This is a genomic window from Cupriavidus lacunae (assembly GCF_003353055.1).
Taxonomy (GTDB): Bacteria; Pseudomonadota; Gammaproteobacteria; order Burkholderiales; family Burkholderiaceae; genus Cupriavidus; species Cupriavidus lacunae.
The window spans coordinates 1-25,730 of the sequence record NZ_QKWJ01000036.1 but is presented as its reverse complement, the minus strand read 5'-3'; the positions used below and the strand labels follow the sequence as shown (position 1 = coordinate 25,730).

At 65.8% G+C, this 25,730-nt stretch carries 22 protein-coding genes and 1 pseudogene; 14 read left to right on the top strand and 9 right to left on the bottom strand.

Annotated features, from left to right (window positions below; genetic code table 11):
* Window positions 1–26: 26 nt before the first annotated feature.
* Both DN412_RS24510 and DN412_RS24505 read right to left on the bottom strand, forming a co-directional pair.
* Window positions 27–1,418, bottom strand: a complete 1,392-nt coding sequence (locus tag DN412_RS24510; protein ID WP_115213957.1) for a dihydrolipoyl dehydrogenase — start codon at window positions 1,416–1,418, stop codon at window positions 27–29.
* 149 nt (window positions 1,419–1,567) lie between these two features.
* On the bottom strand, window positions 1,568–2,299 hold the full coding sequence (locus DN412_RS24505) for a glutathione peroxidase (protein ID WP_115213956.1): 732 nt from the start codon (window positions 2,297–2,299) through the stop codon (window positions 1,568–1,570).
* A gap of 302 nt (window positions 2,300–2,601) precedes the next feature.
* Here DN412_RS24505 and DN412_RS24500 point away from each other — a divergent pair, with 302 nt between their 5' ends.
* The gene (locus DN412_RS24500) at window positions 2,602–4,320 is read left to right on the top strand and encodes a dipeptidase (protein ID WP_244222769.1); all 1,719 of its coding nucleotides are present in this window, start codon (window positions 2,602–2,604) and stop codon (window positions 4,318–4,320) included.
* A 208-nt stretch (window positions 4,321–4,528) separates the two neighbouring features.
* Here DN412_RS24500 and DN412_RS24495 read toward each other — a convergent pair whose 3' ends face one another.
* Entirely contained in the window at window positions 4,529–5,008 is a 480-nt protein-coding gene (locus tag DN412_RS24495) for a nuclear transport factor 2 family protein (protein ID WP_115213954.1), read from the bottom strand.
* Between the two features lie 203 nt (window positions 5,009–5,211).
* Here DN412_RS24495 and DN412_RS24490 point away from each other — a divergent pair, with 203 nt between their 5' ends.
* Together DN412_RS24490 and ada are read left to right on the top strand one after the other, a co-directional pair.
* Window positions 5,212–6,018 carry a 2OG-Fe(II) oxygenase gene (locus DN412_RS24490; protein WP_115213953.1) on the top strand — a complete coding sequence of 269 codons (807 nt, stop codon included), beginning with the start codon at window positions 5,212–5,214 and terminating at the stop codon, window positions 6,016–6,018.
* A gap of 20 nt (window positions 6,019–6,038) precedes the next feature.
* Window positions 6,039–7,109, top strand: coding sequence for a bifunctional DNA-binding transcriptional regulator/O6-methylguanine-DNA methyltransferase Ada (gene ada / locus DN412_RS24485; protein ID WP_115213952.1), 1,071 nt, complete (start codon window positions 6,039–6,041; stop codon window positions 7,107–7,109).
* A 12-nt stretch (window positions 7,110–7,121) separates the two neighbouring features.
* Here the strand turns inward: ada and DN412_RS24480 are convergent, their stop codons facing one another.
* A complete protein-coding gene (locus tag DN412_RS24480; protein WP_115213951.1) occupies window positions 7,122–8,858 on the bottom strand; it encodes an FAD-dependent oxidoreductase in 1,737 nt (578 codons plus the stop codon).
* Between the two features lie 199 nt (window positions 8,859–9,057).
* Between DN412_RS24480 and DN412_RS24475 the strand changes: the two genes are divergently transcribed.
* Complete coding sequence (locus tag DN412_RS24475) at window positions 9,058–9,789, top strand: YceH family protein (RefSeq protein ID WP_115213991.1); 732 nt, start codon at window positions 9,058–9,060, stop codon at window positions 9,787–9,789.
* A gap of 264 nt (window positions 9,790–10,053) precedes the next feature.
* Window positions 10,054–10,956 carry a patatin-like phospholipase family protein gene (locus tag DN412_RS24470; RefSeq protein WP_115213950.1) on the top strand — a complete coding sequence of 301 codons (903 nt, stop codon included), beginning with the start codon at window positions 10,054–10,056 and terminating at the stop codon, window positions 10,954–10,956.
* 6 nt (window positions 10,957–10,962) lie between these two features.
* On the opposite strand, the gene DN412_RS24465 is transcribed toward DN412_RS24470, so the two are convergent.
* The 3 genes from DN412_RS24465 to DN412_RS24455 all read right to left on the bottom strand — a co-directional run bounded on the left by DN412_RS24465 (window position 10,963) and on the right by DN412_RS24455 (window position 13,045).
* Window positions 10,963–11,469 carry a hypothetical protein gene (locus tag DN412_RS24465; RefSeq protein ID WP_115213990.1) on the bottom strand — a complete coding sequence of 169 codons (507 nt, stop codon included), beginning with the start codon at window positions 11,467–11,469 and terminating at the stop codon, window positions 10,963–10,965.
* 240 nt (window positions 11,470–11,709) lie between these two features.
* Window positions 11,710–12,396, bottom strand: a complete 687-nt coding sequence (locus DN412_RS24460; RefSeq protein WP_115213949.1) for an Hpt domain-containing protein — start codon at window positions 12,394–12,396, stop codon at window positions 11,710–11,712.
* Window positions 12,397–12,421: 25 nt separating this feature from the next.
* Window positions 12,422–13,045 (bottom strand): response regulator transcription factor, encoded by a 624-nt coding sequence (locus tag DN412_RS24455; protein ID WP_115213948.1) that lies wholly within the window; start codon window positions 13,043–13,045, stop codon window positions 12,422–12,424.
* A 426-nt stretch (window positions 13,046–13,471) separates the two neighbouring features.
* On the opposite strand from DN412_RS24455, the gene DN412_RS24450 reads away from it, so the two are divergent.
* Complete coding sequence (locus tag DN412_RS24450; protein WP_244222768.1) at window positions 13,472–15,499, top strand: PAS domain-containing sensor histidine kinase; 2,028 nt, start codon at window positions 13,472–13,474, stop codon at window positions 15,497–15,499.
* Window positions 15,500–15,651: 152 nt separating this feature from the next.
* On the opposite strand, the gene DN412_RS24445 is transcribed toward DN412_RS24450, so the two are convergent.
* Window positions 15,652–16,125: an Lrp/AsnC family transcriptional regulator gene (locus tag DN412_RS24445; RefSeq protein ID WP_115213947.1), complete on the bottom strand. Its 474-nt coding sequence runs from the start codon at window positions 16,123–16,125 to the stop codon at window positions 15,652–15,654.
* Between the two features lie 237 nt (window positions 16,126–16,362).
* Here DN412_RS24445 and hppD point away from each other — a divergent pair, with 237 nt between their 5' ends.
* The 5 genes from hppD to DN412_RS24420 all read left to right on the top strand — a co-directional run bounded on the left by hppD (window position 16,363) and on the right by DN412_RS24420 (window position 22,678).
* Complete coding sequence (gene hppD / locus DN412_RS24440; RefSeq protein WP_115213946.1) at window positions 16,363–17,442, top strand: 4-hydroxyphenylpyruvate dioxygenase; 1,080 nt, start codon at window positions 16,363–16,365, stop codon at window positions 17,440–17,442.
* Window positions 17,443–17,631: 189 nt separating this feature from the next.
* Window positions 17,632–19,026, top strand: a complete 1,395-nt coding sequence (locus DN412_RS24435; protein ID WP_115213945.1) for an amino acid permease — start codon at window positions 17,632–17,634, stop codon at window positions 19,024–19,026.
* A 111-nt stretch (window positions 19,027–19,137) separates the two neighbouring features.
* Complete coding sequence (locus DN412_RS24430; RefSeq protein WP_115213944.1) at window positions 19,138–20,334, top strand: amino acid aminotransferase; 1,197 nt, start codon at window positions 19,138–19,140, stop codon at window positions 20,332–20,334.
* A 340-nt stretch (window positions 20,335–20,674) separates the two neighbouring features.
* On the top strand, window positions 20,675–21,499 hold the full coding sequence (locus DN412_RS24425; RefSeq protein ID WP_167471123.1) for a MipA/OmpV family protein: 825 nt from the start codon (window positions 20,675–20,677) through the stop codon (window positions 21,497–21,499).
* Window positions 21,500–21,670: 171 nt separating this feature from the next.
* Window positions 21,671–22,678 (top strand): Bug family tripartite tricarboxylate transporter substrate binding protein, encoded by a 1,008-nt coding sequence (locus DN412_RS24420; protein WP_115213943.1) that lies wholly within the window; start codon window positions 21,671–21,673, stop codon window positions 22,676–22,678.
* 128 nt (window positions 22,679–22,806) lie between these two features.
* Here DN412_RS24420 and DN412_RS45925 read toward each other — a convergent pair whose 3' ends face one another.
* Window positions 22,807–23,316: a DUF1214 domain-containing protein gene (locus DN412_RS45925; protein WP_115213942.1), complete on the bottom strand. Its 510-nt coding sequence runs from the start codon at window positions 23,314–23,316 to the stop codon at window positions 22,807–22,809.
* Between the two features lie 54 nt (window positions 23,317–23,370).
* Between DN412_RS45925 and DN412_RS45920 the strand changes: the two are divergent.
* The 3 genes and pseudogenes from DN412_RS45920 (at window position 23,371) to DN412_RS24395 (ending at window position 25,430) form a co-directional block, all read left to right on the top strand.
* Window positions 23,371–23,752, top strand: a pseudogene (locus DN412_RS45920) (RidA family protein).
* Window positions 23,753–24,042: 290 nt separating this feature from the next.
* Complete coding sequence (locus tag DN412_RS24400) at window positions 24,043–24,612, top strand: YdeI/OmpD-associated family protein (protein ID WP_115213941.1); 570 nt, start codon at window positions 24,043–24,045, stop codon at window positions 24,610–24,612.
* Between the two features lie 215 nt (window positions 24,613–24,827).
* Window positions 24,828–25,430: a cysteine hydrolase family protein gene (locus DN412_RS24395; RefSeq protein WP_115213940.1), complete on the top strand. Its 603-nt coding sequence runs from the start codon at window positions 24,828–24,830 to the stop codon at window positions 25,428–25,430.
* Window positions 25,431–25,730 lie beyond the last annotated feature (300 nt).

Here is a 25,730-nt window from a genome sequence, read left to right as displayed (position 1 = left end):
AGACCTGTCTAGCAAACGCTGCCCGGTCAGGCCTCCAGCTTTGCCGCCGCGTCGCGCAGTGCGGTGCGCAGGCCCTCTTCCACCACCGGGTGGTAGAACGGCATCGTCAGCATCTGCGCAATGGTCAGGCCCTGCTGGTACGACCACGCCAGCAGGTGGGCGATGTTCTCGGCACGCGGGCCGGTCCATTCGGCGCCGAGGAAGCGGCCCGTGACCTTGTCGGCATAGACGTGCATCAGCCCGCGGTTCTTCAGCATCACCCGGCTGCGGCCCTGGTCCTCGAAGCTGACCTCACCGGTCACGAAAGTGCCTTCGGCAAGGTCGGCGAAGCGTTGGCCGACCATCGCGATCTGCGGGTCCGTGAACACCACCCCGATCGGGGCGCGGCGCGCCAGCGGCTTCACCTGCGGGTAGCTGGCGGCGTTCTCGCCGGCGGCCTTGCCTTCGTCGGCGGCCTCATGCAGCAGCGGCAGGATGTTGTTGGCGTCGCCGGCGATGAAGACCGGTGCATTGCCGCACTGGAGCGTCTGCGCATCGAACAGCGGCACACCGCGCGCATCCAGCGCCAGGCCGGTGTTCTCCAAGCCCAGTCCGCGCACATTGGGCGTGCGGCCGGTGGCAGCCAGCGCGTAGTCGAAGCGCTCGGTCACGCTGCGGCCTTCGCGGTCGAGGTAGGTCACCACCACCTGGTCGCCGTCGCGGCCCATCTCGGTCACCCTGGCGTCCGGGTCGAGACAGAACTCGTCGTTGAAGGTCCTGGCCGCATAGGCGCGGATCGCCGGGTCGGTCAGCGGCCCGAGCGAGCCGCTGACGCCGAACACGCGCACCCGCACGCCCAGGCGCGACAGGGCCTGGCCCAGTTCCAGCCCGATCACGCCGGGGCCGAACACCACCACGCTGGCGGGCAGGTCCTGCCACGAGAACACATCGTCATTGACGATCAAACGGTCGCCGAACACCTGGAACGGCGGCGGCAGCGTCGGCGTGGACCCGGTGGCGATAACCACGCGGCTGGCGCGCACGGTGGTATGCCCGTCCACTTCCAGCGTGGTGTTGTCGATAAAGCGGGCGTAGCCGCGGATACGGTCGGCTTCGGGGATGCTCTCCACGCCGCGCACAACGAAGCCGACAAAGCGGTCGCGCTCGCTGCGCACGCGGGCCATCACCTCGCGGCCGTCGATGCGGATCTGGCCATCCACGTGCACGCCGAACGGCGCGGTGTGGCGCAGTTCGTGCGCGGCCTCGGCGGCGGCAATCAGCAGCTTGGAGGGCATGCAGCCCACGCGGGCACAGGTGGTGCCATAGGGGCCGCCTTCGATGATCACGGCGCGCTTGCCCGCGGCAATCGCGGCGCGGTAGGCGGCAAGGCCGGCGGTGCCTGCGCCGATCACGGCGACGTCGGTCTGGATGGTGGTCATGGCGGTCGGTTCCTTTGTCTTCTGAAGTGTCAGACTGGTGTCAATCAGCGGGCTGGATGGCGCCGCCCTGCGCTGGTTCGCGGATAAGGGGGCGCCATCGGGTCCGGCGACTGCCGGTCCCCGGATGGGGAAAAAAGAGGGGAAATGGCTTAGTTGCCCAGGTACTGCTGCAGGGCCTCGGCGCCGCCGATGAGCTTGCCGTTGATGAAGACCTGCGGAGCGGTCATCTCGCCCGACACGGCGCCCAGCACCTTGCCGCGCACCTTGTTGTCCAGCGGCACATCGATGTAGTCGAAGCCGTTGTCGTCCAGCAGTTGCTTGGCCTTGGCGCAGAACGAGCAGCCGACCTTGGAGAACACCACCACCTGGTCCGGCTTGCGCGCATTCGGGGCGATGTGGGCCAGCATGGTGTCGGCGTCGGACACCTTGAACGGGTCGCCCGGCTCATCCGGCTCGATGAACATCTTCTGCACCACGCCGTCCTTGACCAGCATCGCATAGCGCCAGCTGCGCTTGCCGAAGCCCAGGTCGGCCTTGTCCACCAGCATGCCCATGCCTTCGGTGAATTCACCGTTGCCGTCGGGGATCATGGTGATATTTTCGGACTCCTGATCCTTGGCCCATTCGTTCATCACGAAGGTGTCATTGACCGACACGCACAGGATGTCGTCGACGCCGTGCTTGGCGAACACCGGCGCCAGCTCGTTGTAGCGCGGCAGGTGGGTCGAGGAGCAGGTCGGCGTGAAGGCGCCCGGCAGCGAGAACACGACCACGGTCTTGCCGTTGAACAGCTCGCCGGTGGTGATGGTCTTCCACTCGTTGTCTTCACGTACGCGGAAAGCGACATTGGGAACGCGTTGGCCTTCACGGGATTGCAGCATCAGTTCACTCCTTGGTCTGGATCGGGTTGGTTTCAGCTGCGGGTTGCAGCGAAGGCCCCATTCTGTCGACCTGGATGTGATTTGTACAATTCATCGTTTTAACTGCCGCGATTGTCCTAGACTATCGATCAGGGATAGGCGCCGCCTATCGCGCCGACAGGGCAGCCGTCCGCGCGGACGTAAAGGCATATTTTTTCGGGAAAACCGCGGGGAGTGCCCTATCATGCGGCATCCCCTCAGACTCCGTTTTGTCCGCAATGACCCGACCTTGCCGCCTGCCGTCCCTCTCCCGGTGGGCACCAATGCTCGCGCTGTCGCTCGTGCTGGCCCAGCCCGCGCTGGCGCAAACCCTCAAGAAGCCGGCGCTCGACGCACTGACCAGCAGTAGCAAGACCGCTGCCCAGCCCGACCTGCAGGCCTTCATGGCCGCCGCGGCCAGGGCCGAACCCGCGGTCGCGCCGGCGGTGGCCGCGTGGCAGTCCAGGGCGCCGCTGTCGGGCGACAACCTGGTCAATATCGCCCGGCTGCTGGGTGTCTACAACCGTGTGCACAACGAGGCCGCGGTGATCGATGCCATCGGCAAGATGGTGGCGCTGCGCACCGTGCGCGACGAAAAGATCCCGCCACACGAGAACCCCGCCATCATCGAGTTCGGCAAGATGATCGAGGCCATGGCACGTGATTTCGGGCTGGCCTACCGCAATGTCGACAACAGAGTCTTTGAAGTGACGCTGCCCGGCGGCGGCAAGGACACCTTCGGCATCCTGACCCACGCCGACGTGGTGCCGGCCGTGGCCGAGGAATGGGTGCTGGACGACGGCACCAGGCTCGATCCGTTCCGCATGACACGCGTGGGCGATGTCCTGTACGGACGCGGCACCATCGACGACAAGGGCTCGATCGCGGCGGTCATGTACGCGATGAAAACCGTCAAGGAAAGCGGCGTGCCGCTGGAGCGCACCATCCGGCTGATGATCGAGACCACCGAGGAAACCGGTGGCGACGGCATGAAGTACTACCGCCAGCACACCGCGCTGCCCGAGTACAACGTGGTGCTCGACAGTAAATACCCGGCCGTGGTCGCCGAGAAAGGCTCCGGTACGTTGACCGTCTCGTTCGGCATCAAGGCGGCGGACGACAAGAGCGCGCAAGGCAAGACCGACTACAAGGGGCCGGCCATCGTCGCCATGCGCGGCGCGGCTTCGGCCAACGCCATCCCCGAAACCGCCACCGCGCGCATCGCCGGCGGCGACCCCGCGGCGGTGGCTGCCGCGCTGGAACAGGCGCGCACGGAATTCCTGCGCCACTACACGCCGCGCGGCAAGTTCTCGATCGACGTGAAGCGCGACGGCAACGACGTGGAAGTCAAGGTCACGGGGGCCTCGGCACATGGATCGCGCCCCGAGGAAGGGGTCAACCCGCTGCCGCGGCTGGCGCTGTTCCTGCAGGCCAGCGGCGTGAAGTTTGTGGAGAACCACTACCTGCATGCGGTCCGCTACCTGAACGACCTGTACGGGCTGGACTACCTGGGCACCAGGATGGAGGTGGCCTACCGCGACCCGTTCATGGGCCCGCTGACCATGTCGCCAACGCTGGTGCGCGAGCGCGGCGAATATGTCGACGTGGTCACCAACGTGCGCATGCCGCGCGGCCGCACGCCGGACGAGCTGGGCGGCAAGATCACCAAGCGCATTTTCGGCTGGGCCGCCACCCATGGCCCGGTCGAGATCAAGTACGACCAGGGCAACTGGATAGCGCGCGATCCCAAGGGCGCGTGGCTGTCCACGCTGCTGAACATCTTTGGCGATACCACCGGGCTGGAAGCCAAGCCGGTTTCCACCGCCGGCAGCACCACCGCCAAGCTCATGCCCAATGCCATCAACTTCGGGCCGGCCATGCCGGGCAAGAGGTACACCGCGCACAATGCGCGCGAGTACAAGGAAGTGGCCGACCTGAACCTGGATATGCAGATGTTCACCGAGATGCTGGTGCGGATCGGGAACCTGGACAAGATGCAGTAAGGGCTTGCAGCGTGTCCCTGCACCGCTTGGTTGCTCCCCTCTCCCGCTTGCGGGAGAGGGGCCGGGGGAGAGGGCAGGCGTGTGCCTCGCGATATAGCGCGTTGGTCCGCAACGGCCCGCCCTCTCCCTAGCCCTCTCCCGCAAGCGGGAGAGGGGACTGGCCCCTAGTGGTTCGAGCGTCAGCGCCCGAGCCAATATCCCAACAGCCTCACAACCCCAATTCACTCAGCCCCGGATGCGCATCCGGCCGCCGGCCCAGTGGCCAGTGGAACTTGCGGTCCGCCGTCTTGATCGGCGCATCGTTGATGCAGGCAAAGCGCCGGCGCATCAGCCCCGCCTCGTCGAACTCCCAGTTCTCGTTCCCATAAGACCGGTACCAGTTGCCGGAATCGTCGTGCCATTCATAGGCAAAGCGCACGGCGATGCGGTTGCCATCGTGCGCCCACAACTCCTTGATCAGGCGGTAATCCAGCTCCTTCTGCCACTTGCGCTGCAGGAAGGCGACGATATCGGCGCGGCCATTGACGAACTCCGCGCGGTTGCGCCAGGCGCTGTCGACGGTATAGGCCAGCGCCACGCGCTCGGGTTCGCGGCTGTTCCAGCCGTCCTCGGCGGCACGGACCTTGGCGATGGCGGATTCGTGGGTGAACGGGGGCAACGGGGGACGGATTTCGGCTTGCGCGGACATGCGGATGCTCCTTTGCTGGAAATGGGAAGGGTCAGGTAAGAACAGCCTGCTCATGATGATACAGACCTGTATCATTATTTGTAGACAGATCTGTCTTGTCAAGGCAGGATGGAGGGCAGAATTCGAAAGCAAGACCCGGAGTGTGAGGCGCATGCGGACGGCCTAAAGTTGGCACCATGCAAGGGAGAGACAGGAGATTCGCAGTGGGCACCAGCCAGATACAACGTCCGGAAATGGCCGTGGCAGGGCCGCGCAGGCCGATACCGCAGGGGCGCGGCACGGCGCGGCAGCATGGATCCGAAACCGATATCGCCACCCGCGTCGATGGCTCGGACTGGGCCGCCGTGGCACGCGATCTCGACGACCATGGATGCGCCGCGATCCGGGGCCTGTTGTCCGCGGCCGAATGCGACGCGATCGCTGCCGGCTATGCCGAGGACGCCCTGTACCGCTCGCGCATCGACATGCGCCGGCACGGCTTCGGCCAGGGCGAGTACAAGTACTTCCGCTATCCACTGCCCGGCCCCGTGGGTGCGTTGCGCGCGGCGCTGTACCCGCACCTGGTGTCTGTGGCCAATCGCTGGAACGCCGCCATGGGCATCGACGTGCGTTACCCGGCCGCGCACAAGGACTACCTGGAGCGCTGCCACCAGTCCGGCCAGTTGCGCCCGACGCCCCTGCTGCTGCGCTACGGCCCCGGCGACTACAACTGCCTGCACCAGGACCTGTACGGCGCGCACGTGTTCCCGCTGCAGGTCGCCATCCTGCTGTCCGAACCGGGCCGCGACTTTACCGGCGGGGAATTCGTGATGACCGAGCAGCGGCCGCGCATGCAGTCGCGGGCCGAGGTGGTGACGCTGCACCAGGGCGACGCGGTGGTATTCGCCGTCAGCCAGCGCCCGGTGCAGGGCAGCCGCGGCAGCTACCGCGTGAACCTGAGGCATGGCGTCAGCCGGCTGCATGCGGGCCAGCGCTACACGCTGGGCATCATCTTCCACGACGCCACGTGAGGTATCCCATGACCCGATCCATGATCCGCCCCACACAGCAGCCTGAAGCCAGCGCCATCGAACGCGACCCGCGCTGGGCCCGCGTGCTGGCGCGCGATCCCGGCGCCGACGGTGCCTTTGTCTATGCGGTCAAGACCACCGGCGTGTATTGCCTGCCGAGCAGTCCGTCGCGCCTGCCGCATCCGGCCAATGTCGAGTTCTTCGACAACGCCGCCGCGGCTGAAGCCGCGGGCTACCGGCCCAGCCGCCGTGCCGCCGCACCTGCGCTGGCGGCACAGCACGCGGCCATCGTGGCCGATGCCTGCCGCCGCATCGAGGCTGCCGACACCCTGCCCACGCTGCCAGAGCTGGCCAGCGCGGCGGGCGTCAGCCCCTATCACTTCCACCGCCTCTTCAAGGCTGCCACCGGCCTGACGCCGCGCGCCTATGCCGCCGCGCATCGCGCCAGGAAGCTGCGCGAACAGCTCGGCACCAGCGACTCCGTGACCGAGGCGATCTACGACGCAGGCTTCGGCTCCAACAGCCGCTTCTACGAGACCTCGGACGCGGTGCTGGGCATGACCCCGTCGCGCTACCGCGCGGGCGGGGCCGACACCGATATCCGCTTTGCCATCGGCCAGTGCTCGCTGGGCGCGATCCTGGTGGCGCAAAGCGAGCGCGGCGTCTGCGCGATCCTGCTGGGCGACGATCCGCAAGCGCTGCTGCAGGACCTGCAAGACCAGTTCCCGCGCGCCAACCTGATCGGCGGCGACGCACGGTTCGAGCAGCTGGTAGCGCAGGTGGTGGGCTTTATCGAAGCGCCGTCGATCGGCCTGGCGCTGCCGCTGGACGTGCGCGGCACCGCGTTCCAGCAGCGCGTGTGGCAGGCCCTGCAGGAGATCCCTGCGGGCAGCACCGCCAGCTACGCCGAGATCGCGGCCCGCATCGGCGCGCCGCGTGCGGTGCGCGCGGTGGCACAGGCGTGCGCGGCCAACCACCTGGCGGTGGCCATCCCCTGCCACCGCGTGGTGCGCAGCGACGGCAACCTGTCTGGCTACCGGTGGGGCGTGGCGCGCAAGCGCGAATTGCTGGAGCGCGAGGCGCAGGCCTGAGCGGCCCCGCGCTCAGCGCGCCACGGCTGCCTGGACCCGCGCCAGGTAGTCGTGGATCTGTGCCACCACGGCCGCGCCCTCGCCCACCGCCGCTGCGACGCGCTTGGTCGAACCTGCGCGAACGTCGCCAATGGCAAACACGCCCGGCACGCTGGTCTGCAGCGGATACGGCACCGCGGCCGCGCACCCCAGCGCGCCCCCGCCGGTGCGCACGAAGCCCTTCTCATCGACCTCCACTTTGCAGGTGCGTAGCCACGCCGCATTGGGATCGGCGCCGATAAACAGGAACAGGTGCCGCACGTCCAGCGTGATGGGGGTCGGACTCTCTTCCCGGCACTCGTAGCGCACCGAACTGAGCCACCCTTCGCCCGCCAGCGCGCTGATCTGCGCATGCGTGTGCAGCGTGATATTCGGCAGCGATCCGATGCGGTCGATCAGGTAGCGCGACATGGTGGCCGCCAGCCCCGGCCCGCGCACCAGCATATGCACGTGCGCGGCATGCGAAGCCAGGAAAACCGCCGCCTGCCCGGCCGAATTCCCGCCGCCCACCAGCATCGCCGGCTCGTTCTTGCACAGCTTGGCCTCCACCGGCGAGGCCCAGTAGTAGACGCCGCGCCCTTCAAAGTGCTCCAGCGCGGCGATGTCCGGGCGCCGGTACTGCGCGCCGGTGGCGATCACCACGGTGTGGGTCGGGATCATGCGGCCATCGGTCAGCTCCAGCCGGATCGGGTCCGCGCCGCAATGCAATGCCTTGACCTCCAGCGGGATGGCGATGTGCGCGCCGAACTTCAGCGCCTGCACGAACGCGCGCCCGGCCAGCGCCTGCCCGGAGATGCCGGTGGGAAAGCCAAGATAGTTCTCGATCCGGGCACTCGCGCCTGCCTGCCCGCCCGGCGAGCGGCAATCGAACACCGCCACCGACAAGCCTTCGGACGCCGCATACACGGCCGTGGCCAGCCCGGCCGGCCCGGCGCCGACCACCACCACGTCATAGACGTGAGCCGGATCGAACTCCGGCAACAGCCCCAGGCACGAAGCCAGCTGCCCTTCGTCCGGCGCGCGCAGCACGCGGCCATCGGCGCAGATCACCAGCGGGAAGTCGCTGGCGGGCGCGCTGGCATAGTCGAGCAGCAATGAACAGTCGCGTTCCGCGTCGATGTCGATGACGGTATGCGGGTAGCCGTTGCGCCGCAGGAAGGCCTGCAGGGCCACCAGTTGCGGCTCGGTGCCGTGGCCGACCAGCACCGGCCCGCTGCCGAACTCGATCAGCCCCACGCGGCGCAGGATCAGCGCGCGCATGATGCGCTCGCCCAGTTCGGCCTCGGCCACCAGCAGGGCGCGCAGCCGCTCCGGTGTGATCGTATAGCCCTGCGTATCGGTCACGGCCACGCCGTCCACCAGCGCCGGGCGGCCGCTGAGCGTGCCGACCTCGGCCAGGAAGTGCCCCGGCCCCTGCTCAGTGATCTGGTGCTCGCGCCCGAGGCCGTCGCGCCGCACCAGGCGCACGCTCCCGCTGATGATCAGGTACATGCCCCGGCCCGTGTCGCCGATGGCAAAGAGCTTCTCGCCCGCGCGCCAGTTCTGTGGCGTGCCAAAGCGCCGCACGCGCGCCATGTCGTCGGCGCTGAGCTGCGGGAACATCTGGTGCGAGCGTGACTCCAGTGTGGAGTACGGCGCCTCCAGTCCACCCCCGGCCTCCGGGCCAGGCTCCTCTTCCGGTGTCATTGCTTCCGACTGCGAAATCGCCATGCTGCCTCCCCGTGTGGATCCGCGCTTGCTCGATTGCCCCTTCCCGGCTGCCGCGGCGCGGCCTATCGATAGTAGTCGGCACGGCGCAGAATGCGAGGCCCCGGAAGACGGCACAGTTGCGGATTGCGCCCGCTTCGGATTGAATGAGCGCCTCGGCGTGTCGGCATCCGCCGCCACCTTCAGCAAAAAACCAGCCTTGATGCATTCCAACCCTGAATCCGACGCCAGCCAGACCGGCGACCGCCCCGTCCGCCCGGCCTTGCGCCCCCTGACGCCCGTCGAAGGCCGCGTGCTTGGCGTTCTGGTCGAAAAACAGCACACCGTGCCCGATACCTACCCGCTGTCGCTCAACGCGCTGGCCTCGGGGTGCAACCAGAAGACCGCCCGCACCCCGGTGATGAACGTCAGCGAGGCCGAGATCCTGGAGGCCATCGACGGCCTCAAGGGCCTGAGCCTGGTCTTTGAGGGCAGCAGCAGCCGCGTGCCGCGCTTCGAGCACAATATGCAGCGTGTGCTGGCCGTGCCCAGCCAGTCCGTTGCCCTGCTGGCGATGCTGCTGCTGCGCGGCCCGCAGACCGCGGCGGAACTGCGCCTGAATACCGCGCGCCTGCACGGTTTTGCCGATATCTCTTCGGTCGAGGCCTTCCTCGACGAACTGGCCAGCCATGCGCCGCCCTTCGTCGTGCGACTGCAGCGTGCCCCGGGCGCGCGTGAAAGCCGCTGGATGCACCTGCTCAGCGGCGAAGTCAGCGCCGCAGCGGCCGCCGACGATGCCGTGCGCGCCATGGATGCCGCCACTGCCTCACCGGGCGAAATCGAACAGTTGCGCGCCGAGCAGCAGGCGCTGACCGAGAAGGTGGCGAAGCTGCAAAGCCTGGTTGAACACATGGCCGGGCAACTCGGCATTTCCGTAGACGAGTTTCTCGATTAAACCGCAGCCCTGCGCAATCCCGACCAGGCCGCTGCTGGCCAAGGCAGGCGGTCGGGGGAAATTTTTGGCGGTTAATTGCGTAATTAACGAAGCGGCGCCGGTGTCCGGTGCCATCACCATGGCCGCCGCACCTGGACGCGCGCAGCGCGTCAGTCACTTTGCCGCCGCCCTGCACAACGACCCGGATGTCGCCTATGCTTTGCTCAGGACACCGGACACGGAAAGGAACAAGGGGCGCCGAATCCTGGCCCCGCCTCGACAACCATGGACAAGACAGCCTTCGTATTTGCCGGCGGCGGCAGCCTCGGTGCGATCCAGGTCGGCATGCTGCGCGAACTGGTGGCCTGGGGCGTGATGCCCGATATCGTGATCGGCGCCTCGGCCGGCGCCATCAACGGCGCCTACTTTGCCTGCAATCCGGGCGTGGCCGGCGCCGGCCGGCTTGACGCGCTGTGGCGCGGCATCCGGCGCGCGGACATCCTGCCGTGGGGCTGGCGCAGCGTCTGGAGCATGTTCGGCGGCAACCGCGGCCACCTGGTGGAGGCGGCCGGGCTGCGCAGGCTGCTGGCGCAGCACTTCGGGCCGCGGCGGCTGGAAGCGGCGGAACTGCCGCTGCATGTGGTGGCCACCGACATGCACAGTGGCGACGAAGTCTTGCTGTCCAGCGGCAGCATCGTCGATGCGGTGCTGGCCAGCGCCGCCATCCCCGGCGTGTTCCCGCCGGTGCAGTTCGAGGGCCGTACGCTGATCGACGGCGGCGTGGCCAACAATACCCCGGTGTCCACCGCAATCGCACTGGGCGCCACGCGCGTGATCGTGCTGCCCGCGGGCTTCACCTGTGCTGAGCGCCGCCCGCCGCGCGGCGCGCTGGAGCATGCGTTCAATGCGCTCTCGCTGCTGGTGGCGCGCCAGCTCGTGAACGACCTGCAGCACTTCGCCGACCGCGCGCAGATCAGTGTGGTGCCGCCGCTGTGCCCGCTCGATATCTCACCCTACGACTACTCCAAGTGCGGCGAACTGATCGACCGTGCCGCGGCCACGACCGCGGAGTGGCTGCAAGGCAAGGGCCTGGACAGCCAGCGCATACCGGGCGCGCTGGCGCCGCATTCGCATGACGAAGCGACGCCCAGCTGCAGCGCCGATATCCCGGAGGCGGCGCCCCACTGAAGCCGCTCAGGGCAGCCGCGCCAGCAACCGGTCGCCCAGCGTCGGCGGCAACGCCAGCCGCCCTTTCCTGCCCGGCGCGGCGGGGTCAAACACCACGGCTTGGCCGTCCCAGCTGAGCTGCACCGGCCCCGCGCTGGTGAAAGTGCGATGGGCCAGCAAGCGGTCGCGCTCCGGGCCATAGATGCGCAGCAACACCCGCTCACGGCCCAGGTAGCAGTATTCCGCAGCGTAGCGGACGGCCGCATCCACCGCGGGCAAGCGGCGGCAGTTGTGCGCACTGGCCCGCTCCGAGGCGCCATGGCCGTAGACGATGGCGGTCCAGATGCCGCCCAGGGCCAGCAGCCGCCCGGCGCTGACCAGCACCATATGCCCGGCCCGGGCCTTGCGCCCGTCGGCGGTTGCCATCACGTAGCAGACCGCGCGAAACGCGGCCAGCCCCAGCAGCAGCAACGCCACCGCGGCCAGGTGGAAATAGAACGCCGAGTCCGGCATCGATGCCATGATCTGGGCCACGCCCTTCTCCCCGGAAAATACCAGCAGCTGCCGAAATTGAAAATCCGGCCACATGCGGCGCCGCCAGTATCCACGCCACATTAACCCCGCATTGAATCAGTCCCGAATCAGATTAATCGGCACCGTTTATTCCCGGATAATGAAAGTCGGCACCGTCATGCATTCCAGAATAATCAACCGCCGGCATTGCGCCAATTCGGTGTATTCCCGGCCCGGTATATTTTCAGCGCGATTTAGCGTTTATTCCGCCGCAGGCAGCGTGGCAAGCAGGCTGAGCAGCCGTACCATTGTTGGCCCCACGATCGCCGCCAGCGCTGCGGCAGTGGCGGCATCGCCGTCGCGGGCAGCGTCTTCCAGCCGCTGCGCCATCAGCCGCAGCGCATGGCAGCCGACGTAGTGCGCGGGAGCTTTGAGCCGGTGGGCGACGCCTCGCACCGTATCCAGATCATCCGCCGCCGCGCGCAACCGCGCCAGGTCGGTCCGGGTCGAGCTCACGAGGGCCTGCACCAGTTCCGCGGCGAATGCTGGATTGCCGAAGGTCTGCTCGGCGATGGTCTGCTCGACACCCGCGGCCTCGCGCGCGGTGAGTGCCACGTAATGCTGGCTGATCAGCAGGCCGAGGATAGCCGCTTCGGTCACCGGCTGGCGCAGACAAGCCACTCCGGCCTCGCCGCAAGCGAGCGTGCGCGCCGCATCGGGCGCCAGCACCAGGGCGCAGACCGCGCCGGCGCCTCGCCATGCGCCCAGCAGGGTGTCAGGGATTCCGGTATCGGCATCGGCATCGGCAATCACCAGGCCAATGTCCGCGGTGGCGGACGACACGGGCATGCCGGTCTGCACCGCAAAGCCGAGGTCACGCAGGATCCGGGCGACACTGCCTACCCAGTGCGTGTCACCGGCCGAGGCAAGCAACAGCGCGCCGTTCATGGGCGACTCATGGGCAGCATCTCCACTACCCGACCGCAATATGGTGGCGCCGCGCAAAATCGATGACATCGACGATCGATTTCGCCCCCAGCTTTTCCATGACCCGGGTCTTGTGCGTGCTGACTGTCTTGTTGGAAATAAACATGACTTCGCCGATTTCCTTGTTGGACATGCCCTTGGCAAGCATCTGCATGACCACCAGTTCCTTGTCGGAAAGCGTGGCCAGGCGCTCGGCTTCATCGGAGTTCCCTGATTTGCCGTGGTCGATCTCCGGCATCACCGTATAGCCGGCCAGCACGGATTCCGCGCAGCGGACGATCTCTGCCAGTTCCTGCGTCTTGCTGACAAAGCCATGGGCGCCGGCCTGGCGCGCGCGCGGGGCGAATGTGTTCTGGTCCTGGCCGGAAATGACCAGGATGCGCACCGCCGGATGACTGGCCTTGAGGCGGGGAATCACGTCCAGCCCGTTGATCTTGGGGATATCCAGGTCCAGGATCACCACGTCTGGTGTGTATTGCCGCACGATCTCGATGGCAGCCTGGCCATTGTCGGCCTCCAGCACGTGCGTCACGCCCAGCACCTGGGACAGGTGCGTCTTGAGTACGACCCGCACGGGTGGGTGGTCATCGACGATCAGGATTGTGGCCACAGCTTGAACTCCATAGCAAAACGCCTCGGTGTCCGGGAGACCGGGCACCTCATTGTGCTCAGCAATTGCGCCGGAGGGCACCGGAAATTTCCGAGGGGCGGTTCGTTTCTTCTGAAAACCCGGTCTGTCCATGGCAGACCGGCAGTCATGTGATTCACAGCGGGCATGCCAGATCATAGCGCGGCCGTTACACCCATGAACGCCATCCCCGGCAGGGGCAGACCGCAAGTGAAGCGAGGCCAAGATTGTGTCCGATATGTGACGTGACAGGCGTCGGGCGGATGTGATTCCGAAATTTCCCCCTCAATTTAAGATTCGTCTTAATGAGAACGCGAGGCCGCGCCCCTAGAGTGAAGATAACCCTGCTTTCACCGCTTCAACCCATGCGATGAAAGCCCCCATTCTTCTCCTTACGTGCCGACCCGCTTGTCTTTGCACCAACCATTCCCCGCCGCGCCGCCTTCGGCCGCCACATGCGCGCATCGCGCTGCTGCCGGTTCGGCTGCATCCGCCCTGCCGCAAGCCCCGACGGGCTGGATCGCGCCGGCGGGACACCGCCTGGCGCGTGGCTGGCGCCTGGCATGTGCCGTGGCGCTGTCCGTTGCCCTGTCGATATGCGCCGGCGCTGCGCCGGCGACATCGCTGCAGGCATCCGCGGCAATGCAATCGGCACCGGCGCCGCAGCCGGTGCCGGAGATCCCCGACTGGGCGCCCAGACCAGCCCTGGCCACGACCGCAGGACCGCATCCGCATATGCGGCTGCTGGGCTGGTCCACCGCCGTGCTCTGCCTTGTCACGCCATGCCTGCTGGCATGGATCCTGGTCCTGTACCGCGAGGTGCGCCGGCGCCGGGCCGCTGAAATTGCACTGCAGGACAGCGTTGCGATCCAGTCGGCGCTGCTCGACGGCATTCCCCAGCCGGTCTACCTGCGCGACGCCTCGCTGCGCCTCATCACCTGCAACCACAGCTATGAACAACTGCTGGGCGCCACGCGCGAAACACTGCGCGGGCAGCCGCTGGACGCCACCCTGCAGGCCCACCCCCTTGCCGTCGACATGGCGGAAGTGGCGCGCGACTACCGCAAGGTGATTGAAGACGGCGAGCCGCTGCACAAGGACCGGTGCCTGCGCCTGGGCGGGCGCACCCACCACGTGCTGAACTGGCTGACGCCGTTGCGCGGCGCCGATGGCACCGTCAAGGGCCTGGCCGGCGGCTGCGTGGACCTGACCGAGCGCCACGACATGCTGGCCGAACTGGCACGCGCCAAGGCCGAAGCCGAAGCCGCCAACCGCGCCAAGTCCACCTTCCTGGCGTCGGTCAGCCATGAAATCCGCACCCCGATGAATGCCATCACCGGCATGCTGGAACTGACCCTGGCAGGCTGCCAGCTGTCGGAGGACCAGCGCCTGCAACTGGTCACCGCGCACAAGTCGGCGCTGGGCCTGCTGGCGCTGATCGACGACATCCTGGACCTGTCCAAGCTGGAGGCGGGCAAGTTCAGCATCCACCCGGCGCCCGCATCGCTGTCAGGACTGGTCAAGGACACCCTGCTGATCTTCGGCTCCGTGGCCGCGCAGAAAGGCCTGCCCCTGACCAGCGGCATCGGCGCCGCGCTCGCGCCGCTGCATCAGGTCGACGCGCTGCGATTCCGGCAGATCCTGGCCAACCTGGTTTCCAATGCGGTGCGCTTTACCGACAGCGGCACGATCCATGTCAGGCTCGATGCGCAAGCGCCCCACGACGGCGTACAGCACGTCATGCTGACCGTCTCCGACACCGGCATCGGCATTCCTGCCGAGGCCCAGGCGCGCTTGTTCGAACCGTTCGAGCAAGTCCACGGACGCTCGCACCCGCGCGCCGGCGGCACCGGTCTGGGCCTGGCGATCTGCCGGCGCCTGGCCGGTGCGATGGGTGGCCGGATCACGCTCACCAGCCAGCCGGGCCAGGGCACGCGCGTGGTGGTGTCGCTGCCGCTCACGGTTGCCGTCGCGGCGGAGTCGGCGGAACCGGCGCCGCCCCTGCCCATGGCCGGCTGCGCGCGGCGCCAGGCCAGCATCCTGGTGATCGACGACCACGCGCCCAACCGGCTGCTGCTGCAGCGCCAGCTGGAGCACCTGGGCCACCGCGTGAGCGCCGCCTGCGACGGCCGCGAGGCGCTGGCCAGGCTGGACCGAGACAGTTTCGACATGATCGTCTGCGACTGCGCCATGCCGGTCATGGATGGCCTCGATTTCACGCGCGCCGTGCGGGCGCGCGCAGACGCGCACGGCAGCGTGCCGATCATCGGCCGTCACCAGCGACCACGCCGCGGCCCTGGCCGCGGGCATGAACGCCGTGATCGTCAAGCCGGTTGGCCTGCAGGCGCTGGATGCCGCGGTGTCGCAGGCCTGGGCCGGAGGGGTCCGGCCGCGCACGGCGGCCGTGCGGGTGCCGGTAGCGGTCAGCGCGCCTGAGTCCGGATCAGCCACCCCCTCTGGCAACCTGGCCGATCAGGGCCCCCACTGCGGCGTCACGCCCGGGTCGCGGCCATCATGGTGCGCCGTATGCCGCGCCATGAATGTCCAGTGCGACCGGCGCGACCCGAAGCCGGACTGAGCCGCCGGCGTCAGGCCTCCATCGGCACCGCGCTGGTGCACTTGATCTCGTCAAGGCACACGCTGGACTTCACGCCGCTGACGCCCGGAATCCGCATCAGCGTATCGAGCAGGAAGTCTGACAGCGATTTCAGGTCCTTGGCGACCACCTTGAGCACGTAGTCGATATCGCCGGTCACGGAGAAGCATTCCTGGATCTGCGCCAGCTCCGCCACCAGGCGCTTGAAGTTGGACAGGTCGCGGATATGCCCACGCTCCATCGTCACATGGATAAAGGCGACCACGCCGAAACCCAGCGCGGCCGCGTCCAGCCGCGCCTCATAGCGCTTGACCAGCCCGGCCTCTTCCAGGCGGCGGTGGCGCCGCAAGGTCTGCGCCGGCGACAGCGCAATGGCCTCGGCCAGCTCCAGGTTGGAAGCCCGCCCCTGCTCCTGCAACACCCCCAGCAAGCGGCGATCGGTACGGTCCAGCTCGATCGTTTGCACTTTGATTTCCTCATCTCAGATATTCATGCAATCAAATTTCATAATCTAGGGTTTCCCTGCCTGTTTTACGAAATCCAATTTTGCCGTCCGGAATATACACTGCATCCCATGCAAGCGCACTACAGCCCTGTCCTGTCACAGGTTTGTGCCGAGCCGGATGGCACCGGCCCGACCTCACGAGCAAGTGCTGCCGCCACAATATTATTTCCCGCCCCTTTTGTTCTTACCGAGAAAGCCATGGCCGACCTGTTTGACAACCCGATGCAGCTGATGGGCTTCGAATTCGTGGAATTCGCCTCGCCCACCCCCAACGTGCTTGAGCCGCTGTTCGAGCAGATGGGCTTCACGCTGGTGGCAAAGCACCGCTCCAAGGACGTGGTGCTGTTCCGCCAGGGCGACGTGAATTTCATCGTCAACCGCGAGCCGCACAGCCACGCTGCCTACTTTGCCGCCGAGCACGGCCCGAGCGCCTGCGGCATGGCCTTCCGCGTCAAGGATTCGCACAAGGCCTACGCCCGCGCGCTGGAACTGGGCGCCCAGCCGGTCGAGATCCCGACCGGCCCGATGGAGCTGCGCCTGCCCGCGATCAAGGGCATCGGCGGCGCGCCGCTGTACCTGATCGACCGCTTCGAGGAAGGCAAATCGATCTATGACATCGACTTCGAGTTCATCGAGGGCGTCGACCGCCACCCGGTCGGCCATGGCCTGAAGCTGATCGACCACCTGACCCACAACGTCTACCGTGGCCGCATGGCTTACTGGGCCAACTTCTACGAAAAACTGTTCAACTTCCGCGAAATCCGCTACTTCGACATCCAAGGCGAATATACCGGCCTGACCTCCAAGGCCATGACCGCGCCGGATGGTAAAATCCGCATTCCGCTGAACGAGGAATCGTCCAAGGGCGCCGGCCAGATCGAAGAGTTCCTGATGGCCTTCAACGGCGAGGGCATCCAGCACATCGCCTTCCTGACCGACAACCTGATCGAGGTCATCGACCGCCTGCAGCTGGCAGGCGTGCCGCTGATGACCGCGCCGAACGACTACTACTACGAAGCGCTGGACACGCGCCTGCCCGGCCACGGCCAGCCCGTCGAGCAACTGAAGTCGCGCGGCATCCTGCTGGACGGCACCACGGAAGGCGGCAAGCCCCGCCTGCTGCTGCAGATCTTCTCCAAGACCGCGCTTGGTCCGGTGTTCTTCGAGTTCATCCAGCGCCGCGGCGACGAAGGCTTTGGCGAAGGCAACTTCAAGGCACTGTTCGAGTCGCTGGAACGCGACCAGATCCAACGCGGCACGCTCAAGGTCGAGGCCTGACCGGCATCGGCCCCTTTCTGACTGGCCGCCTTTGACAGGCACGGCCGGTCAGGAAACGCGCACGCCTCCCCCGCGGCAGTCACCCTGCCGCGCGGGTCGGCGACGTCCCCCAGGCCCAAGCGTCCGACTCCGACAAAAGCCAGAGACGCGGGCCCGCATTCCATGAGAATGGGTAGAGGAAACAACTGAATGCATTCCAGCAACAATGACGGCACGCTCAAGCGCGGGCTGAAGAACCGGCACATCCAGCTGATCGCCCTGGGTGGCGCCATCGGCACCGGACTTTTCCTGGGCATCGCCCAGACCATCAAGATGGCGGGCCCCTCGGTCCTGCTGGGCTATGCGATCGCCGGCATCGTGGCGTTCTTCATCATGCGCCAGCTCGGCGAGATGGTGGTGGACGAACCCGTCGCCGGCTCGTTCAGCTACTTTGCCGACAAATACTGCGGCCACTTCGCCGGCTTCCTGTCGGGCTGGAACTACTGGGTGCTGTACATCCTGGTGAGCATGGCCGAGCTTTCGGCCGTCGGCATCTACGTGCAGTACTGGTGGCCTGACATCCCGACCTGGGTCTCCGCGCTGACCTTCTTCGTGGTCATCAACGCGATCAACCTGTCGAGCGTGAAGTCCTTCGGCGAGATGGAGTTCTGGTTCTCGATCATCAAGGTCGCGGCCATCATCGGCATGATCGGCTTCGGCGGCTACCTGCTGATGTCCGGCAATGCCGGCCCGCAAGCCAGCGTGGCCAACCTGTGGCAGCACGGCGGCTTCTTCCCCAATGGCATGAGCGGCCTGGTGATGGCCATGGCGGTGATCATGTTCTCGTTCGGCGGCCTGGAGCTGGTGGGCATCACTGCGGCCGAGGCTGACTCGCCCGAGAAGACCATCCCCAAGGCCACCAACCAGGTGATCTACCGCATCCTGATCTTCTACGTGGGCGCGCTGGCGGTGCTGCTGTCGCTGTACCCGTGGGAGAACGTGGTCACCGGCGGCAGCCCGTTCGTGCTGATCTTCCACGCGCTGAACAGCAACTGGGTGGCCAATGTGCTGAACGTGGTGGTGCTGACCGCGGCGCTGTCGGTCTACAACAGCGGCGTGTACTGCAACAGCCGCATGCTGTACGGCCTGGCCCAGCAAGGCAACGCCCCCAAGGCACTGCTCAAGGTCAACAAGCGCGGCATCCCGCTGACGGCACTGGCGCTCTCGGCCGTAGCCACCGCGGCTTGCGTGGTGATCAACTACTTCATGCCCGGCAAGGCCTTTGAGCTGCTGATGGGCCTGGTGGTGTCGGCGCTCATTATCAACTGGGCGATGATCAGCCTGATCCACCTGAAGTTCCGCGCCGACAAGCGCCGCGCCGGCGAGGCCACGAAGTTCCAGAGCTGGGGCTACCCGCTCACCAACTACCTGTGCCTGGTGTTCCTGGCGGGCATCCTGGTGGTGATGTACCTGACGCCCGGCCTGCGCCTCTCGGTCTACCTGATCCCGGTGTGGCTGGTGGTGCTCGGCGTGAGCTACCTGGTGCGCCAGAAGAAGGCTGGCACCGCCCTGCAAGGTGGCGTGGCCGCCCAGCAGCTGCGCTGATGCGGCAAAGGCGGCGCCTGCAGGCTGCGGGCGCCGCCGGTTAGAATTCAGGCTGCGCGACGCCCCCGCGTCGCGGCAGCTGCCCCCCCCGACCCAATTCCATCGCATCCCATGTTTGCACACATCGAGGCATTTCCCGGCGATCCGATCCTCTCGCTCAACGAGGACTTCCAGCGCGACCCGCGTACCGACAAGGTCAACCTGAGCATCGGCATCTACTTTGACGAGGAGGGCCGCCTGCCGGTGATGCAGGCCGTGGCCAAGGCTGAGGCCTCGCTGCTGGCCGACATGGGCCCGCGCCCCTACCTGCCGATGTCGGGCCTGGTGGCCTACCGCAACGCGGTGCAGGCACTGGTGTTCGGCGAAGACTCGCCGGCGCGCGCCGCGGGCCGCATCGCCACGCTGCAGACACTGGGCGGATCCGGCGCGCTGCGCGTGGGCGCCGACTTCCTCAAGCGCTACTACCCGCAGTCGCAGGTGTGGATCAGCGACCCCAGCTGGGAAAACCACCGCGTGGTGTTCGAGCGTGCCGGGTTCACCGTCAATACCTACCCGTACTACGACGACGCCACCGGCGGCCTGAAGTTCGACGCGATGATGGACGCGCTGCGCACCATCCCCGCACGCAGCATCGTGCTGCTGCACGCCTGCTGCCACAACCCGACCGGCGTGGACCTGAACCAGGACCAGTGGCGCCAGCTGATCGCGCTGCTCAAGGCCAATGACCTGCTGCCGTTCGTCGACATGGCCTACCAGGGCTTCGGCGCCGGCCTGGAAGACGACGCCTTCGCCATCCGCGAGCTGGTGGCACAGGACGTGCCCTGCCTGGTGGCCAACTCGTTCTCGAAGAACTTCTCGCTGTACGGCGAGCGCTGCGGCGGCCTGAGCGTGTTCTGCAACACCGCCGGCGAAGCCGCCAACGTGCTGGGCCAGCTGACCGGCGCGGTGCGCGCCAACTACAGCAACCCGCCCACGCACGGCGCGCGCGTGGTGTCCAAGGTACTGACCACGCCCGAGCTGCGCCAGCTGTGGGAAGAAGAACTGGCCCAGATGTGCGGCCGCATCGCGCGCATGCGCGAGGCGATCCACCACAACCTGCGCGACCATGTCAGCGGCGAGGCCCTGTCGCGCTACCTGACCCAGCGCGGCATGTTCACCTACACCGGCCTGAGCGCCGACCAGGCCGAGCGCCTGCGCGAACAGCACGGCGTGTACCTGCTGCGTTCGGGCCGCATGTGCGTGGCCGGGCTGAACGAGCGCAATGTGGAGATCGTGGCCAAGGCCATCGGGAGTGTGCTGAAGGGCTGAGTGTCTTGCTCCCCTCTCCCGCTTGCGGGAGAGGGGCCGGCGGAGAGGGCAGGCGTATGGCAAGCATCGTGGCGTCTCACTCCATGGAGACTCCCGCCCTCTCCCCCGCCCCTCTCCCATAAATGGGAGAGGGGAGACAACAAACCGGCAACCGAACGTAGTCAGCAGGTTTAAGCGGCGCCATCAGGCGCCGCTTTTCTTTTGCCCGCATGGGTTGCGCGCCCCGCCGTCCAATGAAAAAATGTCGCCCACGGGCCCCGCGCCCCCCAACCTGATTGCCCGCCACGCGGGCGTGGAGACAACCGTGCCCGAGCTTTACCCCAAGCGTGCGCCGTCGAGCATGGCCCTCCTGCTGGCCGCCGGCGCCATCCTGGCCCCTGGCCTGGCCAGCGCCCAGACGCCGGCGCCGCTGGCCGAATGGCAGTTCTCCGCGGGCATCCCCCTGGAAAAGCTGTTTGAGGAGGAGATTCCGGTCTGGCAGGTGCGACTGGGTGCCGCGGGGATGGTGCGGCCGCGCTACGACGGCTCGTCCAACTACATCTTCATCGCCGGCCCCAGCGTCGATATCCGCTACCGTGACCTGGCCTTTGCCTCGATCGGCGAAGGGCTGGGCGTGAACCTGCTGCGGGGCAAGAACTGGCGCGCCGGGATCGCGCTGGCCTACAACCTTGGGCGGCGCGCAGAGGAAAATTCCCCGATCCTGGACGGCATGGGCAATATCAACCCGGCGCCGGAAGGCAAGCTGTTCGCGGAATATGCGGTCTCGAAGGAATTCCCGCTGGTGCTGCGCATCGACGCGCGCCGCAGCCTGGGCGGCAGCGACGGCTGGGTTGGCGACATCGGCGCCTATATGCCGCTACCCGGCAGCTCCGAGAAGTTCTTCTGGTTCGCTGGCCCCACCGTGACGCTGGCGGACTCACGCTACATGAACGCCTGGTACGGCGTCAGCGACTCGCAGGCCCGGGCCGGGCGGCCCGCCTACCATGCGCACGCTGGCATCAAGTCCTACGGCTTCGGCGTCAGCGCGGTGTGGTATTTCACCAAGCACTGGTTTGCCACGAGCGACGTCGCGATCTCGCAACTGGCCGGCAACGCGGCGGACAGCCCGATCACCCGCAAATCGACCAACGGGGTCTTCGACCTGTCGGTCAACTACGAATTCTGACGCCGATAGCCGTCCGCCTCGTGCGGCTATCGCACAGTGGATGGCCCGCGCCGGGGATTTGGGCGGCACCTCCACGGTTCTTCGAAACTGCGTCCTCCATAATGGGCTGGCCGGAATATCCGGCCGCAGAGTCTCCGCAAAGGGGATAGCCGAAGAAGCCAAAGGAAGGAGATGTCGTTGAAGTCCAGCATCAAGCATCGCGTCGCGCGCAGCGCGCGTCTCGCCGCCATGGCCGTTGCCGGCCTGGCCGCCGCTCACACCGCCCCCACTGCACTCGCCGCCGACGCGTGGCCGGTCAAGCCGATCAAGGTGATCGTGCCCTATACCCCCGGCGGTTCCACCGACACGGTCTCCCGTGTCGTGTTCGAGCAGGTCTCGCAACGGCTGGGCCAGCCCATCATCATCGAGAACAAGCCCGGCGCCAACAGCACGCTGGGCGTTGGCGTGGCCGCGCGCTCGGCGCCGGATGGCTACACCTTCGTCTCGGTGCTGGCCGCCTACAGCGCGAACATGTCGCTGTATTCCAAGCTCAGCTACAAACCCACGGACCTGGTGCCCGTGGCCGAAATGGCCGAACTGCCGCTATTCCTGTTCTCCAGCAAGAAGCTGCCGGTCAAGACCGTCGCCGAACTGGTCGACTACGGCAAGAAGCATCCCGATACGCTGACCTTCGGTTCCAGCGGCGTGGGCAGCTCCGCGCACCTGACGGGCGAGCGCCTGGCGATGGAATCGAAGCTGAAGATGACCCACGTGCCCTACAACGGCAGCGCGCCGATCCTGCCCGCGCTGATATCCGGCGAAGTCTCGGTCGCCTTCGATCCGCTGCTGGTGCCGATGCCGCATGTGAAGTCAGGCAAGATCAACGTGCTGGCCGTGGCCTCCGCCAAGCGCTGGCCGGGCGAGCCCAATATCCCGACCATGGAGGAAGCAGGTTTCCCGGGCTTCGTGATGAGTTCGTGGACGGGCCTGATGGCGCCGGCCGGCACGCCGCAGCCGATCGTCGCGCGCATGGCCAGGGAAATCGCCGCGGCCACGCGCAGCCCCGAGGTCACGAAGAAGCTGACCGACCTGGGTTTTGTGCCGGTGGGCGGTACGCCTGAGGAGTTCCGCAAGCTGATCGAGCGCGATACGAAGCGCTACGCGGAGATTGTCAAGGCGGGCAAAATTACGCTGGATTGAGGTTGCTGCCCGGCGGCTCAAACCTTGAGCTGCCGGGCAGCTTGGCCCTCCCCCGCTTTCTGAAAGGGCCGGAGAGATTCAGCCGTATTGGACTACGTGTCTGATAGCAGCATGCAAAGAGATTTTGTCTATTTCGCCAAGGCCAGCGGCGGCGGGGTCCAGTCGCATTGCCTCACCGATTCCTTAGGTACGTAGGTGCGGAACGTCAAGGAAAATGGCTTGCCCTCCGCGGAAGGCAGCCAGTTTGACTCTGGCACGCCAGCCACAGGCTTCGGTCCAATAGCGATCTTCAGTGAGCCATCGGACTCCTTGACCAGTGGCGACCGGTTGTTGAGGTTATAGCGCTTGAGCGGGTTGGCGACTACGCGGTAGTCAATTTTCGCCTTGCTGGAGTGAAGCTCGATTCGCCCGACGCCCGGGGGAATGGCAGCCTTTGACCCAGGCTTGACCAATGATTTAAGAACTTTGTAGTACTGCTCCGAATGGCATTCTGGTCGCGATTTGCTTGCCCATGCCCACTGCCGCGGAGCCGGCCAAAGCCGTTGGTGCCCGCCAGGTCGATGAACTGGGCGGACTCCCAATGCCGCGCCAAATGATGTAACGTCATTACGTGTGTCAACTGAGACTATTGCGGGCATGATTAGCCCGGTCGCTCAGCATCGACGAACCCTTCTTCGCGAAAGGTGCCGAAAATGACGATTGAGTTCTTTGAAGAGAGCAATGCGGCGACACGTACGCTGCCGCGCTCGCTGGTGACGAAGGCCGGCGGCTTTGTGTTTGTGTCCGGCCAGGTTGGCAGAGACGAAAGCGGTCACGTCGTCGCGGGCGGGATAGAAGCCCAGACGCGCCAGACATTGGAAAATGTCGCTCACGCTCTTGCATTGGCCGGTTGCACTTGAGGACGTGGTGAAGACCATGGTCTGGCTCGATGACGCACGAGACTTCGATGAATTCAATCGCGTCTACAGCGATTTCTTCCCTGGGAATAAGCCGGCGCGCTCCACAATACAGGCGAAGAACATGGTCGACACCAAGATTGAGATCGAAGTCATTGCCTATGTGTCACCAGGCTGATGCCGATCTCGTCGTCGGCAGCTGCTAGTCCGCATCCAGCAGACAACAAACCGGCAGTGACCAACTAGCTGCCGGTCGAAGCATAGTGGCGCAGCCCGATACGCGATGCGCCGATGGCCGCGAGGAGAAAAACGAAGCCCATCAACGTCGACACCAGCCCAAGGCGGCCAGCCGGCGAGTGGCTACTGTGCGACCGGCCCTCGGCCGAACTGGATGTTGAGGTCCGTATAAACGCTGCTAGACTGTGGACCAAGGCCCCCGCTGAGAACTCAACCGTTCGGCATAGTGACATGACTGAATTCCCGCTAACGTTTATCAGCCAGATCGAATGGGAAAGCTGGTTAGCACAAAACGGCAGTACTTCGGCCGGAGCATGGCTGCGCCTGGCGAAAAAGGGAGCCGAGCAGCCAACCGTAACGTACGAACAGGCGTTAGAAGGCGCTCTCTGCTATGGCTGGATTGATGGTCAGAAACAGGCCGAGAGCGAGAAGTACTGGTTGCAACGCTTCACTCCACGCTCGGCAAAAAGCATCTGGTCAAAACTTAACAAAGACAGGGCTGAAGCGCTGATCGCCGCAGGCAGAATGCGCCCACCTGGCATGACGCAGATCGAGAGAGCCAGGAAGGACGGCCGCTGGGAGGCAGCTTACACGTCAGCAAGTAACTCGATAGTGCCGGACGACCTACAGGTAGCCTTGGACGCAAATCCGAGAGCCAGGAAGTTTTTTGCAACACTGAATAGCCGCAACCGCTATGCCATCCTGTTTCGCATACAGAATGCCAAAAAGCCAGAAACCCGGGCGCGTAAAATCGAGGAGTTCGTCAATATGCTGAACCGTGGTGAAGCCTTCTATCCCTAGATCCTTTTCTGACGGAAATTTTGCGGCCTGAGACTGGCCGAGGTCGAAGCCGGGTGCCCAGTCGTACGCTGACGATCCCACGGCCAACTTCCGTAGTCGACCAGAACGGGCAACCGATTGGTCTTGGTAGAGTCGATCATCATTCTTTATCGCGTAGCCTTATGTCGCCACCCGTTGAACCTTAACCCATCGATTCAGCAGACCATCAACAGGGCATGAAAAGCACCGCTGATGCGCACAGTGTGACCATGCAGATTCCGGCAATTGTTCCAGCGCAAACCGCTCTGGTGGTCATGCATTATCAGACCGACATCCTGGCGTTATTTCCATCGGTCGCGCCCACTTTGCTCTCCAATACGCGCAAGCTGTGTGACGCTGCGCGGGCCAAGGGCGTCAGCGTCTATTTCGCCAAGATCCACTTCCGTCCAGGCTATCCGGAAGTCAGTCCGTTGAACAGGAACGGACAGGGAATCAAGCAACTTGGTCTTTTCGTCGACGACCAGATCTCGCCGGAACTCGGCCAGCAGGCCACTGAACCGCTCATCATCGCGCATCGTGCCAGCGTGTTCTTTGGTACCGACCTGCAGGTACGGCTTTCCGCGCAGGGCATCGATACCCTGCTCATGGTGGGCATTGCGTCAACCGGTGTGGTGCTGTCGTCGGTCGCGTACGCGAGCGATGCGGACTTCCGTTTATTCACGGTCAAGGATTGCTGCTACGACCCGGATCAGGTCGTGCACGATCATCTTTTTTCAACGGCGTTCGATTCGCGCACAACGGTGCTATCCCTCGCTGATGCCTTGCTGTTGCTTGCCTAGCGTTTGCCGGCATTTCGACAGTTTGGGGAGCAAAGCAGTCGCTCTACCGCGGGTCGTGCGGCTCGCTCAATGGCCGGTTGTGGCTGTGGAAGCGGTCTTCCCTTAGTCCCGGCCAACCATGGCGAAGCGGCACTTTTCGCGCGCTTGCACCCAGTAGCTAACGAAATACATCTGATGCTCAAGAGCATTTCAAGGCCTTTACTGGCCCCGGCGTGGGCGGAGAAACGATGACTTGTGGTTATTAAGCGGGTCATCGTTATGCCCATGTTGCCGGGTTTCAGCCAGGCACGCGCCTTGTTT

What these genes read in the sequence shown, in the direction of transcription:
- DN412_RS24505 (WP_115213956.1), bottom strand. Translation starts at nt 2,299, where the DNA reads ATGCTGCAATCCCGTGAAGGCCAACGCGTTCCCAATGTCGCTTTCCGC.
- DN412_RS24500 (WP_244222769.1), top strand. Translation starts at nt 2,602, where the DNA reads ATGCTCGCGCTGTCGCTCGTGCTGGCCCAGCCCGCGCTGGCGCAAACC.
- DN412_RS24470 (WP_115213950.1), top strand. Translation starts at nt 10,054, where the DNA reads ATGGACAAGACAGCCTTCGTATTTGCCGGCGGCGGCAGCCTCGGTGCG.
- DN412_RS24475 (WP_115213991.1), top strand. Translation starts at nt 9,058, where the DNA reads ATGCATTCCAACCCTGAATCCGACGCCAGCCAGACCGGCGACCGCCCC.
- ada (WP_115213952.1), top strand. Translation starts at nt 6,039, where the DNA reads ATGATCCGCCCCACACAGCAGCCTGAAGCCAGCGCCATCGAACGCGAC.
- DN412_RS24495 (WP_115213954.1), bottom strand. Translation starts at nt 5,008, where the DNA reads ATGTCCGCGCAAGCCGAAATCCGTCCCCCGTTGCCCCCGTTCACCCAC.
- DN412_RS24400 (WP_115213941.1), top strand. Translation starts at nt 24,043, where the DNA reads ATGACTGAATTCCCGCTAACGTTTATCAGCCAGATCGAATGGGAAAGC.
- DN412_RS24460 (WP_115213949.1), bottom strand. Translation starts at nt 12,396, where the DNA reads ATGAACGGCGCGCTGTTGCTTGCCTCGGCCGGTGACACGCACTGGGTA.
- DN412_RS24420 (WP_115213943.1), top strand. Translation starts at nt 21,671, where the DNA reads ATGTCGTTGAAGTCCAGCATCAAGCATCGCGTCGCGCGCAGCGCGCGT.
- DN412_RS24425 (WP_167471123.1), top strand. Translation starts at nt 20,675, where the DNA reads ATGGCCCTCCTGCTGGCCGCCGGCGCCATCCTGGCCCCTGGCCTGGCC.
- DN412_RS24480 (WP_115213951.1), bottom strand. Translation starts at nt 8,858, where the DNA reads ATGGCGATTTCGCAGTCGGAAGCAATGACACCGGAAGAGGAGCCTGGC.
- DN412_RS24510 (WP_115213957.1), bottom strand. Translation starts at nt 1,418, where the DNA reads ATGACCACCATCCAGACCGACGTCGCCGTGATCGGCGCAGGCACCGCC.
- DN412_RS45925 (WP_115213942.1), bottom strand. Translation starts at nt 23,316, where the DNA reads ATGCCCGCAATAGTCTCAGTTGACACACGTAATGACGTTACATCATTT.
- hppD (WP_115213946.1), top strand. Translation starts at nt 16,363, where the DNA reads ATGGCCGACCTGTTTGACAACCCGATGCAGCTGATGGGCTTCGAATTC.
- DN412_RS24430 (WP_115213944.1), top strand. Translation starts at nt 19,138, where the DNA reads ATGTTTGCACACATCGAGGCATTTCCCGGCGATCCGATCCTCTCGCTC.
- DN412_RS24435 (WP_115213945.1), top strand. Translation starts at nt 17,632, where the DNA reads ATGCATTCCAGCAACAATGACGGCACGCTCAAGCGCGGGCTGAAGAAC.
- DN412_RS24395 (WP_115213940.1), top strand. Translation starts at nt 24,828, where the DNA reads ATGAAAAGCACCGCTGATGCGCACAGTGTGACCATGCAGATTCCGGCA.